This window comes from Methanobrevibacter sp. (genome assembly GCF_045112895.1).
Classification (GTDB): Archaea; Methanobacteriota; Methanobacteria; order Methanobacteriales; family Methanobacteriaceae; genus Methanocatella.
The window spans coordinates 78426-93202 of the sequence record NZ_JBGUIH010000023.1 but is presented as its reverse complement, the minus strand read 5'-3'; the positions used below and the strand labels follow the sequence as shown (position 1 = coordinate 93202).

Annotated in this window: 14 protein-coding genes; 2 read left to right on the top strand and 12 right to left on the bottom strand. The window is 38.5% G+C overall.

Annotation, left to right across the window (positions count from 1 at the left end; translation table 11 throughout):
- Positions 1 to 3: 3 nt before the first annotated feature.
- A complete protein-coding gene (tgtA, locus tag ACJMLD_RS05325; protein WP_405268827.1) occupies positions 4 to 1983 on the bottom strand; it encodes a tRNA guanosine(15) transglycosylase TgtA in 1980 nt (659 codons plus the stop codon).
- Between the two features lie 287 nt (positions 1984 to 2270).
- On the opposite strand from tgtA, the gene ACJMLD_RS05320 reads away from it, so the two are divergent.
- A complete protein-coding gene (locus ACJMLD_RS05320) occupies positions 2271 to 3488 on the top strand; it encodes an MnmC family methyltransferase (protein ID WP_405268824.1) in 1218 nt (405 codons plus the stop codon).
- Here ACJMLD_RS05320 and ACJMLD_RS05315 read toward each other — a convergent pair whose 3' ends face one another.
- From ACJMLD_RS05315 to ACJMLD_RS05280, 8 genes are all read right to left on the bottom strand, one after another.
- Positions 3489 to 5309: a hypothetical protein gene (locus ACJMLD_RS05315; protein WP_405268821.1), complete on the bottom strand. Its 1821-nt coding sequence runs from the start codon at positions 5307 to 5309 to the stop codon at positions 3489 to 3491.
- A 441-nt stretch (positions 5310 to 5750) separates the two neighbouring features.
- On the bottom strand, positions 5751 to 7535 hold the full coding sequence (gene glmS, locus ACJMLD_RS05310; protein WP_405268818.1) for a glutamine--fructose-6-phosphate transaminase (isomerizing): 1785 nt from the start codon (positions 7533 to 7535) through the stop codon (positions 5751 to 5753).
- A gap of 4 nt (positions 7536 to 7539) precedes the next feature.
- Positions 7540 to 8256, bottom strand: a complete 717-nt coding sequence (gene cobA, locus ACJMLD_RS05305) for a uroporphyrinogen-III C-methyltransferase (RefSeq protein WP_405268816.1) — start codon at positions 8254 to 8256, stop codon at positions 7540 to 7542.
- 9 nt (positions 8257 to 8265) lie between these two features.
- The gene (gene purQ, locus ACJMLD_RS05300; protein ID WP_405268810.1) at positions 8266 to 8910 is read right to left on the bottom strand and encodes a phosphoribosylformylglycinamidine synthase subunit PurQ; all 645 of its coding nucleotides are present in this window, start codon (positions 8908 to 8910) and stop codon (positions 8266 to 8268) included.
- 8 nt (positions 8911 to 8918) lie between these two features.
- Positions 8919 to 9185 (bottom strand): phosphoribosylformylglycinamidine synthase subunit PurS, encoded by a 267-nt coding sequence (gene purS / locus ACJMLD_RS05295; RefSeq protein ID WP_405268807.1) that lies wholly within the window; start codon positions 9183 to 9185, stop codon positions 8919 to 8921.
- A complete protein-coding gene (gene purC / locus ACJMLD_RS05290) occupies positions 9186 to 9914 on the bottom strand; it encodes a phosphoribosylaminoimidazolesuccinocarboxamide synthase (protein ID WP_405268804.1) in 729 nt (242 codons plus the stop codon).
- A gap of 84 nt (positions 9915 to 9998) precedes the next feature.
- Positions 9999 to 10292, bottom strand: a complete 294-nt coding sequence (locus tag ACJMLD_RS05285) for a hypothetical protein (protein ID WP_405268801.1) — start codon at positions 10290 to 10292, stop codon at positions 9999 to 10001.
- Complete coding sequence (locus ACJMLD_RS05280) at positions 10289 to 10654, bottom strand: flagellar protein, FliL (protein ID WP_405268799.1); 366 nt, start codon at positions 10652 to 10654, stop codon at positions 10289 to 10291. The genes ACJMLD_RS05285 and ACJMLD_RS05280 overlap by 4 nt, the downstream gene beginning before the upstream one ends.
- Before the next feature lie 98 nt (positions 10655 to 10752).
- Between ACJMLD_RS05280 and ACJMLD_RS05275 the strand changes: the two genes are divergently transcribed.
- Complete coding sequence (locus ACJMLD_RS05275; RefSeq protein WP_405268796.1) at positions 10753 to 10962, top strand: hypothetical protein; 210 nt, start codon at positions 10753 to 10755, stop codon at positions 10960 to 10962.
- A gap of 3 nt (positions 10963 to 10965) precedes the next feature.
- On the opposite strand, the gene ACJMLD_RS05270 is transcribed toward ACJMLD_RS05275, so the two are convergent.
- The 3 genes from ACJMLD_RS05270 to ACJMLD_RS05260 all read right to left on the bottom strand — a co-directional run bounded on the left by ACJMLD_RS05270 (position 10966) and on the right by ACJMLD_RS05260 (position 14769).
- Positions 10966 to 12237 carry an ATP-binding protein gene (locus tag ACJMLD_RS05270; protein ID WP_405268793.1) on the bottom strand — a complete coding sequence of 424 codons (1272 nt, stop codon included), beginning with the start codon at positions 12235 to 12237 and terminating at the stop codon, positions 10966 to 10968.
- 190 nt (positions 12238 to 12427) lie between these two features.
- Entirely contained in the window at positions 12428 to 13915 is a 1488-nt protein-coding gene (locus ACJMLD_RS05265) for a sodium-dependent transporter (RefSeq protein ID WP_405268790.1), read from the bottom strand.
- 29 nt (positions 13916 to 13944) lie between these two features.
- Positions 13945 to 14769 (bottom strand): phosphorylcholine transferase LicD, encoded by an 825-nt coding sequence (locus tag ACJMLD_RS05260; RefSeq protein ID WP_405268787.1) that lies wholly within the window; start codon positions 14767 to 14769, stop codon positions 13945 to 13947.
- Between the last annotated feature and the right edge of the window lie 8 nt (positions 14770 to 14777).

Sequence of the window (14777 nt, the reverse complement as noted above, 5' to 3'; positions counted from 1 at the left end):
TTATCACTTTTTCATTCCTTTACGGGTTTTGATTGCCTGACCTGTTTCGAACTGCTTTATCTCGCAGGCACCCAGCAATGCCTTTCCATATGCCAATAGCTTATCTTCCTCATTGACAATCAAGACTTCATCCCTTGCCCTTATATCATCATCGCAGTCCACTACAAACTTGCAGAATACGCTTTTTCCGTCAAGCGCAAATGGTTCTGAGTCCTTGTTCACTACAACCCTGTTGTGCAGATATGGCATCTTATTGTGAAGCCTTTTGGCTCCTTCCTTTGACAATATTAGTAATGAATCTGATGCCCTCATATTTACGATTAAAACCTTTCCGTCATAGATGTGCCTGATCTTTCCTGTCTTTTTGCTTTTTTCAATGTTGATCTTTCCTTTGAACAATGCTTCGCCTGCACCGACTCCAAACTGGTAGTCTGCAATTGCCTTAATCTTTTTGATATCATCCTTCTGATATCTTATTTCATCTGAATCTTCAAATCTGTTTAAAAGGCCCAATTCCAAATCCTCATTAATGCGCTTGTGGATGAATACCTGATCGTAATATTCGACGAATTCATCAATGAAATCCTCCACGAACTCGATTGCATCTACATCACGGGTTTTTGGAGCATCGCTTTGACTTAACGGATAGACTTCATCGATTTCCAATGGAATCAATCCGAACGGGATGTCCAGCACCATGAAATCAGTATCGTCCAAATCGATTTGCATTTCTTCGCCGTAGGTGTAGAATTCGCCCAATTTGCCTGATATGAATTTTGAGTAAGGCTTTCTTGTAGGTGGCAGAATGACCAGATCCCTCTTTTTAGGCATACTGCGCAATTTCTGCATGTGCCTCAACACTTCAGACCTGCACAGTGACTCAGGTCCTGTGTAGAAGAATGCTGACTTTTTGCTTCTCGGGTCATACTTTTCCAGATCCCTTGAGTAGTTTCCAAGCTGCCTTACACCTTCAAGAAGTGCAGGATGGGCTCTGCATCTTTCCTCTACAAGCTCCATCAGGTTTCCGTCATAGATGGCCTGTCTTATCAGTCTCAACTCAGCAAATGAAACGTGCAGGTTGTGCTGGGCTATCAGGTCTCTGCGCTGCTCTTTAGGCATTGCCCTCAAGTCATCCGGAGTGTATTTGGTGCACACCTCGCATGAGCATGGCATTTCCTGAAGGTTTTCAAGCTTGAATGTTCCCCTTGTCGAGAGAAGCCTGTCGTCTTCAGCATACAGGATGTATGCCGCTGAGTCGAAAAGGTCACATCCCATTGCAACGCACAGTGCAAATATCATTGGGTGTCCAGCACCCATCAGATGGCGGGGAACGGTATCCGAGAGGTCCTTCATCGTGTTCATCACAACATCGACCAGGTCCTTGTAGTGGTAGGATTCCATCAGCGGAACGACAGCTCCAATCGGGTACAGGTCCGCATCGAGCTTTGAAAGCTCCCTTGCGCATTTTCTTCTCAAATCAATGTATGTTGAACCCTGGACAACTGAATTGAGAAGCATTTCCATGCCCTGCTCCTTTTTGAATTCGACCGCTTCCTTTGCACGCTCTATAGTAATTTCCAAATCGCTTTCAGCCTTTTCCCTTTCAACGAAAGGCGCTGTCGGAATGTCAAGGCTGGTTCCGATGTCGGTTTTGATGAGTTCCTGAAACTCGATTACTTCCTTGTTTGTTATCTCAACATCTCCGTAGACGGACAGCTGGAATGACCCTGAATCTGTCATGACAGGACCGTCGAAGTTAATCAGCTTGTGCAGCCCTTCATCAACTGCCCTTTTCTTGAGCTCCTCATCCTTATAAATCAGGTATGCATTTGTGATAACTATATCGGCACCGTATTTCTTGACATCGATTGCCTGTTTTCGCGGATGAATTACCGGCATCAATGCAGGAGTCTTTACATCGCCATGCTTGGTTTTCAAAACTCCAACACGTCCCATATTATCTTTAGCTTTAATTTCAAACATTTTATTTAACCTTATAATCTTTAATTAGCAAGAACCCATATTGAATTGATTGCTTTGTCATAATTAGAAGAAAATTTGTAATATGAGTTCCATCAAAAGTCATTTCCAAAAAAAATCATTTGGACTATCAAACATCTAAATAAACTTTTAATTAGAAATTATATAAATTTTGCTCATCTGACAGGTAAAAGTTTAATCCAGTTTGAATTAGTCAATCTTGGAAAAAAAATTGATTATGCATGAAATGTTTTATAATCAATAAAATCCAAAAGTTAAGTTTAGATAAAATGAGTTATGAAAACAGTGCCCGGATAATCAATGACGACATCTTCGATCTGATCAATGAATGTTTCGCCAAGGAAAGAAGTGGTCGAAATAATGAAAGCAGACTTAATTTTTTTGATACTTACAACGATTACTTTGTTTTAACCGATGATGGATCCTATTCTATTAATTCAAAGGAAATAAATAACAAAGTTGAAACGTTACATACATCTACAGGTGCAATAAGTGAGTCATTTGAGAAGTTTATCAAGCCGATGAAGTTCAATTATGATGATGATATCGCCATTCTTGACATCTGTGCTGGACTGGGCTACAACTCATCAGCGGCAATATCTGACTTTCTGAAGAATAGCGCTGAGTCAAATCTGCAAATCGACATGGTCGAAATATCAAAGGCAACATTCGCCTGCGGTCTTCTGGTCCCATCACCGATACCTGAACATGACATCACCAAAAAGGCCATTGAAGATGAGCTGATCAGACAGGACTATGCCGCACTGTCCCTAGAGAAAGGGGAAATTCCGGAAAATATTTTCATTAACGTATTCATTGAAGATGCCCGACAGACCGTGCAGAAGCTTAAGGACAACACATATGATGCGATATTCCTGGACCCGTTCAGCCAAAACATGGCTCCTGAACTGTTCTCCGTGGAATTCTTCAGGCAATTCCATAGGATAATCAAGGATGACGGCATCGTTGCAACATACACCTCATCAGCGCCGGTAAGGGCAGGATTCATTGAAGCAGGCTTCTACATCGGCCTTGGACCGATTTTCGGAAGAAAACAGGGAGGAACACTGGCAAGCCCTAACCCGTCAATGCTTGACTGGTCACTTCCAAAGAATGATGAAATCAGAATTGCCCTTTCTGATGTCGGCATTCCATTCAGAGATCCCGGATTGAACAACACCAGCGAATTCATTCTGGATTCAAGAACAGAAGAGCGCCATGAGGCCCGCCATAACACCAAAATATCATCAGCCGTGAAAACACCGATATTTCTAGGCGATGAGATGGATGACGAGAAACTCAAAAGGCGCGTCGAGAGAAACCTTGCGAAAATGAACATACCGTCAACCACATCAGATGAGGCATTCTACATTATCGAATGCGAAAAGGATTACTCAGAAAAACAGGACGGCGAAAACAATTCGACAACCAGAATTCTAGATATGGAAAAAAGATTAAAAAAAGTTAAGAAAGGAAATTCTGTTTGATTATTTAACAAAACTTCCGCTTTTAAGCAAATAAGCCGCTTCTTTTGAAGATTTGACCGGCTGTATCAAAACATTCAGATGCATCGGATTTGATGTAACGTGCTCTTTTCCGAATATTGAAAAGTCACAGTCACAGTCGGCACAGAATATCATACCTTCGGTACTTCCAGGCTCCCTATGGCCTGTTGCAGGGAAAATTCCCACTTCAGTCACTTCATCTCCGGCCCAGAATACGTCCCAATACAAGTTGTGGCCATGACAGTACGGACAGGTTCTTTCAAACTCGGTCATGTACCAAGTCCAGCCGTATTTTGATTCCTCACCTGGAGCGGATGGCCTTCCGATAGCCAGGATAGTGGTTCCATCTTCAGAAACACCATATTTATTATAGGATACTGCATACCTGTCTTTTATGACAGTGATCTTTTTGGTTATTTCGTAACCTGTGTCCAAATCCTTACAGACAACCTTGTATTGGCCAACAGGCAATTTGAAGTTGACATGAGCAAGGCCTTTGGAATTTGATGTTACGACATGACTTACGCCGTTGAAAGTAATCTGCACCTTTTTGCCCTTTGCAGCCTTACCGTTCTGGTTCAAAACCTGAACCTGATATATTCCATCCTCATTGTCTATGCCCGCAACATCGGTTGCCTTGAGGGAAGCCAGCTTAACTGTTACCTTCTTGTTTAAAGTATATTTGGTATATGGGTCTACACACTTGAAGTTGTAAACTCCCTTTCCCAATTTGAATTTTACGGTTGCAACACCTTTTGAATCTGTTTTAACGGTTTTTTTAGAACCATCTACATAAACGGTCATTTTAGCGTTTTTAGCTAACTTTTCGCCTTTATAAAGTGTTACTTTAAATTTGGAAGTTGTACCTGTAAATACTGTCATAGAATCAGCATATAATGTCGGTAAAACTTTTAAAGTATTTGTCTTTTTCTCACCTGTTTTTGTATTGATTGAAACAATCTTATAGGTTCCAGGCTTTGAAATCACTTTAATGCTTGCCTGACCTTTTGAATTGGTTTTCTTGTAGAAGTAAGTTCCTTTTGCATAGAACTTAATCTGCTTATTCTTCAAAGGCTTGCCGTTCTTGTCATAAAAAGTTGCCGTGAACTTCTTTGAACTCTGATAATGCTTCTTCAAATCGCTAGCGGCAATGGAAGACTTAACGACAACCTTATTTGAAATCTCAAATCCGTTGGGATGGATTGCATAGACCTTATAAGTTCCAGGCTTCAAGCCGATAGCCAACTTGGCAACACCGTTTGAATTTGTCTTCTTGGTGTATGTCTTGCCGTTGATTTTGAATTTGACGTCCTTGTTGGCCAATGGCTTACCATTGCTTTTAAGGAATGTCGCGGAATAGGATTGGGATCCCTTGTAAGGTTTGGTCAAATCCTTTCCTTTGATGACAGGCAAAACCTTGATGTTATTTTTAGAACTAGCTAACTTTCCATAGGAAGCGGAAATTACATAATCTCCGGCATCCAAATCAATCGGGAGGGACACCTTTCCGTTCTTATCGGTTGTCTTGGTATAGGTAACTCCATCAACCTTTAAAGTAACATTAGCATTGCTAACTGAACCCTTTTCGTTGGACAGAGTCGCTTTGTAACTGGACCCACCCTTGTAATACATCTCTACGTCACTGCCTGTCAAAACATAGCTCTTGCTTTGACTTGAAGCAGTGAGCACTTCATCTGTAGACACTTCAGAAATTCCCGATGGGGGTTCTTCATCTACATCACTAGTCATTATATCATCAGTGCCGTTTGAGTCGGCAGCTGCAACAGCTGAAATTGACAACATAAAAACTAGTGTTAATAAAATTAAACTAATTTTTTTATTAAACATACGTTAACTCCATTTAACATTTGTTCGTGTATATTCTTATTTTACTTTTTGTATAAAAAGCTTTTGATTTTTAAAAAAAGCTTAAATAAGCTTAATTTAAGAAAAATAAGCAATTATAGGTTTAAAAATATATTGAATAATTTAACAATGATGAAACTATCAACAAAAGATGAAATTTAAGTGAAATCTAAAAATTAAAAATATTTCATATTTGATATAAATCTCAATAACAAACAAACAATGTTTTATCCATCAAGCTTTGATTAATTAAACAAAATTAGAAAATGCAATACAATCTAATAAGATAATATCAAACTCGAAGGAAACAGCTTTATATTTAAAATAAAAGAAAATTAGAAGAAAAAAAAGAAAAAATCAAATAAGGTTGAAAAAACCCTATTCTACAGTCACGCACTTTGCCAAATTCTTAGGCTTGTCAGGGTCATGGCCCTTCTCAAGGGTGATGTAATATGCAATCAATTGCAATGGCACTATGTAGACTAAAGGCGCAATGATCTCCTTGACGTCGGGGTTGATTGGAATAACGTCATTTGCCTTCACCTTCAGGGTTTCGTCATCTGCAGAGCCTACAGCCAAGACATGCGCTCCGCGGGATTTTACTTCCTCCAAATTGCTCATGGTCTTTTTGTAGGTGTCTCCTGGAGGTATGACTACCACAACAGGAATTCCCTCGTCGATTAAAGCCAAAGGCCCATGTTTGAGTTCTCCTGCGGCATATCCTTCACCGTGAATGTATGTGATTTCCTTAAGCTTCAAGGCCCCTTCCAAGGCTGTCGGATAGGAATATCCCCTTCCGAGGTAGAAGAAATCTTCTGCAAAATTGTATCTCTTTGAGATGTTCCTGATGAATTCGACATTTTCCAATGTCTCGTCGATGAAGTCCGGAACCTTGTCAAGCTCCCTGAGCAATTCCATGTTTTTGGCAAGCAATGCGGCGAACAAGTAAATTGCAGTCAGCTGCGCCACATATGTTTTTGTTGCCGCAACTCCAATTTCAGGTCCTGCCTGGGTTTGGATTACATATTGAGCCCTTCTTGTGATTGATGAGCCTGCCACATTGACGATTCCAAGGGTCTTTGATGTCTCATTTGCCACATCCAATGCTTTAAGTGAGTCAGCAGTTTCACCAGATTGAGAAATAAATATAACTAAAGTTTTATCATTTAAAGTATTAGCAGAATATTTGAACTCCGATGCCAGAATGACATCTGTCGGAATGCCTGCAAGTGATTCAATCAGGTATTTGCCTGTCAATGATGCATGATATGATGTTCCGCAGGCGACAAAGCAGATTCTTTGAATGTCTTCAAAATCATCAATGATTTCCTGAATGTTGTCCTTTTGGGTTAATGTATTTCTGACGGCTATTGCCTGCTCGTTGATTTCCTTAATCATGAAGTGGTCATAGCCTTCCTTTTCAGCCATTTCGGGCGTCCAGTTGATTGTATCGATTTCCTTGTTGACCACATTGTCAAACTCGTCATGAACGACAACACCGTCCTTGTCAAGGATTACAATCTCTCCCCTTTCGGGATAGATTATGTCGCGAGCATATTTTAGGATGGCCGGAGAATCTGAAGCAAGGTAATATCCTTCCTGGCCAATTCCTATGATTAAAGGAGAGTCTTTGCGTGTTGCAACGATCTTATTAGGCTCCTTTGTGGAGATTGCTGCTATCGCATAAGCTCCCTGAATGACATCGATGGTTTTCCTTACGGCATGCTCGAGATCAAATTTCTCATCCATGAACTTCTGTATTAAATGGGGAATGACTTCAGTGTCTGTATCTGACTTGAATATATGGCCTTCAAGCATTAATTTTTCTTTAATTTCCAGATAGTTTTCAATAATGCCGTTGTGAACGACGGCCACAGTATTTTCTTCATCAACATGAGGATGTGAATTTAATTTAGATGGATCTCCATGTGTTGCCCACCTTACATGCGCAATGCCGAAGTTTCCAGGCATGTCAGTAAGATTCAGGCTTCTGTCTACCTCTTCAATTTTACCTTTGTCCTTTTTGATATGGATCTTTTCATCTGAAAAAGTGGCCAGGCCTATCGAATCATAGCCCCTGTATTCCAGTTTGGATATGCAGTCAAAAAGGATGGGTGCTACATCCTCATCATCCTTCAATATGCAACCTACAATTCCACACATCTAATCACCTTTGATAATCGTAAATGTCCTTGTACATCTTTACAACATCCCCGATTATTAGAATAGCCGGAGTGTTGATTTCCTTATCTGAAATGTCGCCCAATGTTCCGAACACCAGATTCTGATTCGGCAGGGTTCCGCTTTCCAAAGCACATACCGGAGTGTCAGCCGGACGATATTTCATGATTTCGGCAGTGTTTTCCTTGATATTTCCTATTCCCATTAGAATAATTAATGTATCGGCAGTATAGTCCCAATGAACCTGGCTTTCAGGCTTTGTCGGGTCTTCATGGCCGGTTACAATTGTAAGTGATGTCGCAACTCCCCTGTGAGTTACCGGCAGTCCTAAATATGTTGGCGCCCCAATAGCTGAAGTTACACCTGGAATAACTTCAAATTTGATATCATGTTCCATCAAAGCCAATATCTCTTCTCCGCCACGGCCAAAGACAAAAGGATCTCCTCCCTTAAGTCTCACTACATTCTCATGAGCTTTGGCCTGCTGGACAATCAACTCATTGATTTCATCCTGAGTCTTGTAATGCTCGCCTGCCTTCTTACCTACATAAATTCTCTCAGCAGTTTCCGGAGCATGAGCCAATATTTCATCATTGGCCAGATAATCATATAAAACAACATCAGCTTTATTCAAAGCCTTTACAGCCTTAAGAGTTATTAAATCAGCATCTCCAGGTCCTGCACCAATCAAATAAACTACCATCTTATCACTTTATAAAAATCCTTTAAAGAAGTTCAAACCGTCATCTGAACCGAAAATTTCCTCACATGCCCTTTCAGGGTGAGGCATCATTGCAACTACAAGTCCTGACTCATCACATACGCTTGTGATTGCCTCCATTGAACCGTTAGGGTTTTTGCCTTCGAACTGCAATACAATCTGGTCCTGGTCCTTCAGCAGGTCCATGTTTTCTGTGTAGAACCTTCCTTCTGCATGGGCAATCGGAAGGGCAATCTTCTGGTCCTTCTTGAATGCTTTTGTAAATGGGGTCCTGTTGGTTGTAACCTTCAAGTCAACCCATTCGCAGTTGAATTTAGGGTTTTCGTTTGTAATGAAAATTCCAGGAATCAATCCGATTTCACCTAAAATTTGAGCTCCGTTACAGATTCCCAAAACCGGTTTTTCTTCCTTTACCAATTCCTTGATTCCATCAATCACCGGTGTGATTGAAGCCATTGCACCTGCCCTCAGGTAATCTCCATATGAAAATCCGCCGGGAATTACAATGCCGTCAAAGTCAGCCAGTTTCTCTTCGCTCCACCAAACGTATTCCGGCTCAAGTCCTGCAAGCTCACAGGCCTGAAAAACATCCCTGTCACAGTTTGTTCCCGGAAATCTAATTACTCCAATTTTCATCCAATCACCTATTTGCCGCAAGCCATGTTCTGCGGAATGACATTGATTTTATAATCATGGATAACAGGATTGCAGAGCAATCTTTCACACATATCAACTACGTTTTCCCTGATTGCTTCCCTGTCTTCGCCTTCCATTTGGAATTTGATGATTTCAACAGTCTTTACGTTTTTAACTTCATAACCAAGCAAATCAAGAGACCTTTCGATTGTAGTCGCTTCAGGGTTTAACATACCGCTTTTCAAAGAGATCTTAACTTCAATATCAAATAACACTTAAATCACCTTTTCATCATCTGGAATAATTCTATTATACACTTCTATGTAAGCATCCATAACTTCATCGTCCTTTCCTTTTCTGAACAGTTCCTTGTCCAGCATGTCCAGGGTTTTGCTGTCCCACAATCTGCAGCTGTCCGGAGAAATCTCATCACCTAAAAGGATATTTCCTTCGCTGTCCCTTCCGAACTCAACCTTGAAGTCAACAAGTATAATTCCAGCATCCTTAAGGAATTCTGATAGAATCTCATTGATTTTCAATGCCTTTTCGGTTAAGGTGTCGATTTCCTCCTGAGTGGCTATGCCCAATGCCTTGATAAGGGAATCGTTAAGCATAGGGTCATGATATTCGTCAGCCTTGAAGTCCATCTGAACGATAGGAGGATCCAATCTAGTGCCGTCTGCAAACGGATATTTGCGCACCAGACTTCCTGTAGCAATGTTTCTTACGATGACTTCAATAGGAATCATTTCGAGTTTTTTTGCAATCATTACGTTAGGTTCCGGCAAGTCAATGAATTGGGTTTCGACACCGTTGTCTTCCAATACTTTAAAGATTTTGGATGAGATTACGGCATTGTAAGCTCCCTTATTGTTCATTACCTCTTTTCTTGCACCGTCACCTGCAGTCATGTCATCCCTAAACTCGATGATGACCTCATCAGGATTGTCAGTAGCGTATACGCTTTTTACTTTTCCAGAATTGATTAACTCTTTTTTGTTCATGATATCAACAAATAAATTATTATAATATAATTTTTGGCATTAATATTATATAAAAATAGGTTAAAAAAAGAAAAAAAGTAGTAGTTACAACTCGCTAATGTAAGTTACATCATCCTTTGTTAGTCCGAATTTCATGCCGTTTAACGAGCCGTTTGGAAGTTCGGATAAGATGAGTACGGGATATTCCTCATCCGGCTTTAAAAACATCTGATGGGTAACATCCTGCCTTGTCTTAACTACTATCTTATAGTTATTATCAATTTTAGACAACTTTCCGTCAAGGAATACTTCGTTGAAGGACTGCTCTAAAAGATAATTCGGGAATGATTCTTCAATATTGAAATGGTCCAATAGCTCCCTTAAAATCATTGAAATCATTCCATGCTCGGAAGTTTATCCTGATCTGAATCATATGAAGAACCAATCAATTCGCCTGTATCCACATCAAACTGACGGAAACCTCCGTCGCTGTATGTGACTTCACGGTAATATCCTTCACCTTGCTGTGCATTGAACTTGACCTCTTCACTGACAACATACACATCATCATCATCTGATGAGGAGTTGGAATCATCCCTGAAAGTTGCGTTTTTTACAGTGTCATTTGCATCTTCAATTACTGAAGCGTTGGTGTCATCTGTTTGGTTATCGTCAGAACCTGTATTGGTTAATGCTATGGCTCCGCCAACAATCAATAATGCTATGATAACACCTATCAAGACTATAATTGCGTTTTTCATATTATCACCTCATTAAACTTTTCAATAGTTATTTGAGTATGGCCATTAAAATACTTTTCTATTGGATTTATATATCCTTAAATCAAATATTATTAAATATGAACATGAAAAATACCGCAATTCTTTTGATATTTCTGCTTGCCGTTTTGGGCCTGATAATGGGCGTTTGCTATACCGAGGCGGATAATATCGAGAAAACCTCAAATGACACTGAAGAAGTGGTCCTTGAGGATTCAAACGGTACTATTACCATCACCTTGGAACCTAAGGAAAAAAATCAAAGCCTTATCGATAAATTCATTAGTTAATATTTATCTTAAACAACCTATTGGCAATACTTTAACGCCATCTCGGCGAGTATAAGCTAATTCACCCCCATAGACAACTGCTAAAAAACTAGGCTCTTGAACTCCATCTTCAATTAACACATTTTTTAATTTTTTAAGGTTATTGGCTGCATCATCAATCTCATTACGACCAACTTTAAATTCAATTAATGCATACTTGCCATCACTTAATGTTAATACGCAATCAACTTCCAAATCATATCTATCATGATAATAATATAATTTCCCACCACGAGAATAACTATAAACAGCTAAATCCCTAAAACACAAATTTTCAAAGATAAAACCAAAACTCTTTAAATCAAATAATAGTTTATCGGGAGTTAGTTCTAATGAAGCAACAGCAATTGAAGGGTCAATGAATTCTTTTTTAGGAGTTGATTTAATAGCTCTTGATGAACGAATATTTGGAGACCATGACTGAATATTCTTAATAACATATAATCTTTTTAGTGCATCGACATAAGAAATAAAAGTAGGATAACTAATATCTCCAAATTGAGAAAATACATCTTTCATGATTGTTTTATCCCTGGCCAATGTTGAAATATTTCTTGCATAGGATTTTAAAATAACTTTTACTCTTTCAGGATTACGTTTAACCCCATCAATTGTAGATGCTTCACTTTCACAAATACTCTCAATATAAGAATATGCCATTAATAATTTTGAAGAATCATCATCGATGTTCAATGTTTCGGGCCATCCCCCTCTACAAGTAACAAATATTAAATCTTCAATTGATAAATCAGAGGTCAATCCATCAATATCCAATTCAGGATTATCAAATAAATCCATAACAGATATCTTACCATTTGAATCTTTACTTTCATATAAACTCATAGGCATCATGTGCATCCTATGAATTCTTCCAGTACCTGAATGCATTATTTTACTTTCATCCACACTTGTTGATCCGGTTAATATATATAATCCTTGACCACCAAGTTTATCTACACTATAACGAACAGCATCCCATATTACTGGAGCCATTTGCCATTCATCAATAAGGCGGGGAGTATCGCCTTCCAATAATTTTGATGGTTTGATACTAGCTAATTCCAAATAAGATTCTGCTTTATCAGGGTCTTGTAGTTCCAAAACACTATTTGCATGTTGTTTTGCAGTTGTTGTCTTCCCACACCATTTAGGACCATCAATCAGAACTGCACCAACTGCATTCAAATATTTTTTTAAATCTTCATCGATGTAGCGTTTCAAATATTCTGATTTCATTTAAATTCTCCAGTTTATACTTTAACTATAAATAATTTTATACTTTAACTATAAAAATTAAAATATTCACATTAAACCATAAATAAGATTTAATTTCAAATAGCAAATAATTTTTGTTGGATTAAAAATCAATTTTACGAAATGATAGCAATAATTGAAAAAAGAAGAAAAAATATAATAATTTAAATATTCATACCCTCTCATCAGCCTTATCCCAATCCGGATTTTTAGCAGGACGAACGGTGAATATCAAAGATGCAATCAATAAAACCGCAGCAGAAATTATCGTAAAGACCAGCTGCTCAAATGTACCGTTGCTTACAACATCAATCATTCCGCCAATCCAAATGACTGTTATGAATATCGGCAGGATGTATTTAACAATAACAAGCCACCATTTGCCTATCTTTAATGTTTTGCTTCTTGCATTCAAAAAGCCGATTAGCTTTTCGGCATTGAACAGCCATGCAAATACGATACATTCTATTACAACACCCATCAATATTGCAATCTGATTGACGAACGTATCGACAACACCCAAGAGGTACCCGCCGAATGCGGTTGCATAAAGCATTGAAATGGCCGCACCTACAATGATTAATATGGTCATTGTCTTAGATCTTGAAAGTCCGAACTTGTTCTGGATTGAAAAAGATAACGGTTCGATTGTGGAGAGAATACTTGTAAGGCCTGCAAGGTAAACTGTTATGAAAAACAATGGACCTAATACATATGCCCAGTTGCCCAATACATTAAATACTGTAGGATATGCGATGAATACAAGGCCTGTTCCCTGAGTTACCAGCTGGGATACTGCAGTTCCGGACTGCATTGACATATATCCCAAAATTGAAAATACTCCCAATGCGGCGAAGTTTTCAAACAGCGAATTGGCAAGAGCGATGGAAATGGTATTTGTAATCAAATCGGAATCGTCTTTGGTATAGCTTGCATAGGTAAATGCTATTGACATTCCCAGACTCAATGAGAAAATGATCTGTCCGAAAGCAGCCATCCAAATGTTGAAATTGCCTAAAAGCGACCAATCAGGACTGAACAATACAGTAAGGCCAATTGAAGCGCCCGGCAGAGTGAGTGAAAACCCAACAATTACAACCATGATGACAAACAATAATGGGACTAAAATCTTTGATACCTTACCCAGACCCTTTTCAAGGTCACGATGAGAAATAAGCCAGATGATTATCCACCCGACAAGCATGGCAACGGCAATCACCGGAATGAAATTTGCCAGTCCGGATACCGATTCTGTAGACTGCAGAAGGGTGGTCGTAAAGAAAGCGTTAGGGTCTGCTCCCCAGCCTTTTGTGAAGCTTAAAATCATATAGATTCCATCCCATCCAAGAATAGCTGAGTAGTAAATCATAATCATGAATACTGCAACCGGCAGGAACCAGCCTACATACTCCCATTTGGCATTGATAGTTTTTACTGCCTTTGCAAAGGAGGATTTGTAGTTGTAACCGACTCCATACTCCAGAATCAAAAACGGAATTCCCATCAATAGAATTGCTACAATGTACGGGATGTAGAATGCTCCCCCACCATTAGAATACAGCACATATGGATATCTCCAGATGTTTCCAAGACCAACTGCAGAACCAATCATCGCCAATATGAACGACAGGTTGCTGCCCCATTCATTTTTATCTGCCATAGTTTCAATTTTCCTTTTAAATTATAGGTTTAATATTTGCCAAAATCAATTTCATTTAGAATATGGGCTACACAATCTTCTTCAGGAGGAAGCTGCATATAGTCACCATATATTGGAGTTAAAGTATTATAATCATTATTTGGAATATTGCATTCAAGATGTTCAAATTTAGCTTTTTTAAATGGTTTAAAATCATCTCTTCTAAAAGATACTCTTTCAATTAAAGTTAAATCAGTGACATACTCCCCATTATTATTTTCATATTTTGTAAATAGATTAAAAAGCTTTTTATGAAAATAATCGGGATTTAACATAATAAAATTTAAAAAAGAATGAGCTAAATTCAAAATAAGGTTTATGACTGGAGAAAAACTATTAAATCTTAAAACTGAAATAGAATACATCCTTGACAATAAATAACATCTTTGAATGTATAATTTTCTTTTAAGTTTATTGTCTGGAAGATTGTCCAAAATAAATAAGTCAATATGAATGCCTAATTTAAAGGAAACCTGTTCATCCCAATATTCTGCCCAATAAGTGCTGTTCAATGACATTCTACCAAATTGGAAGAAATATTCACTATCATATCTGGAATCAAAGATAGTATACTTTTCATTAGGCTTTTCTTCCATTACCTTTAAGAATTCTTCATAATCCTCTCTAAACATTATAACATCGATATCATCATCCCAAGGAATGAACCCTTGATGTCTAATAGCTCCGATTTGAGTTCCATAAATCAAATAATATTCAATGTTGTGTTCATCACAAATCTTAATGAAATCTTCTAAAATCATCAATTCAACATTTTTAATATGATTTAATGTTTCATCATTTGAATTATTATCCATTTAAAGCA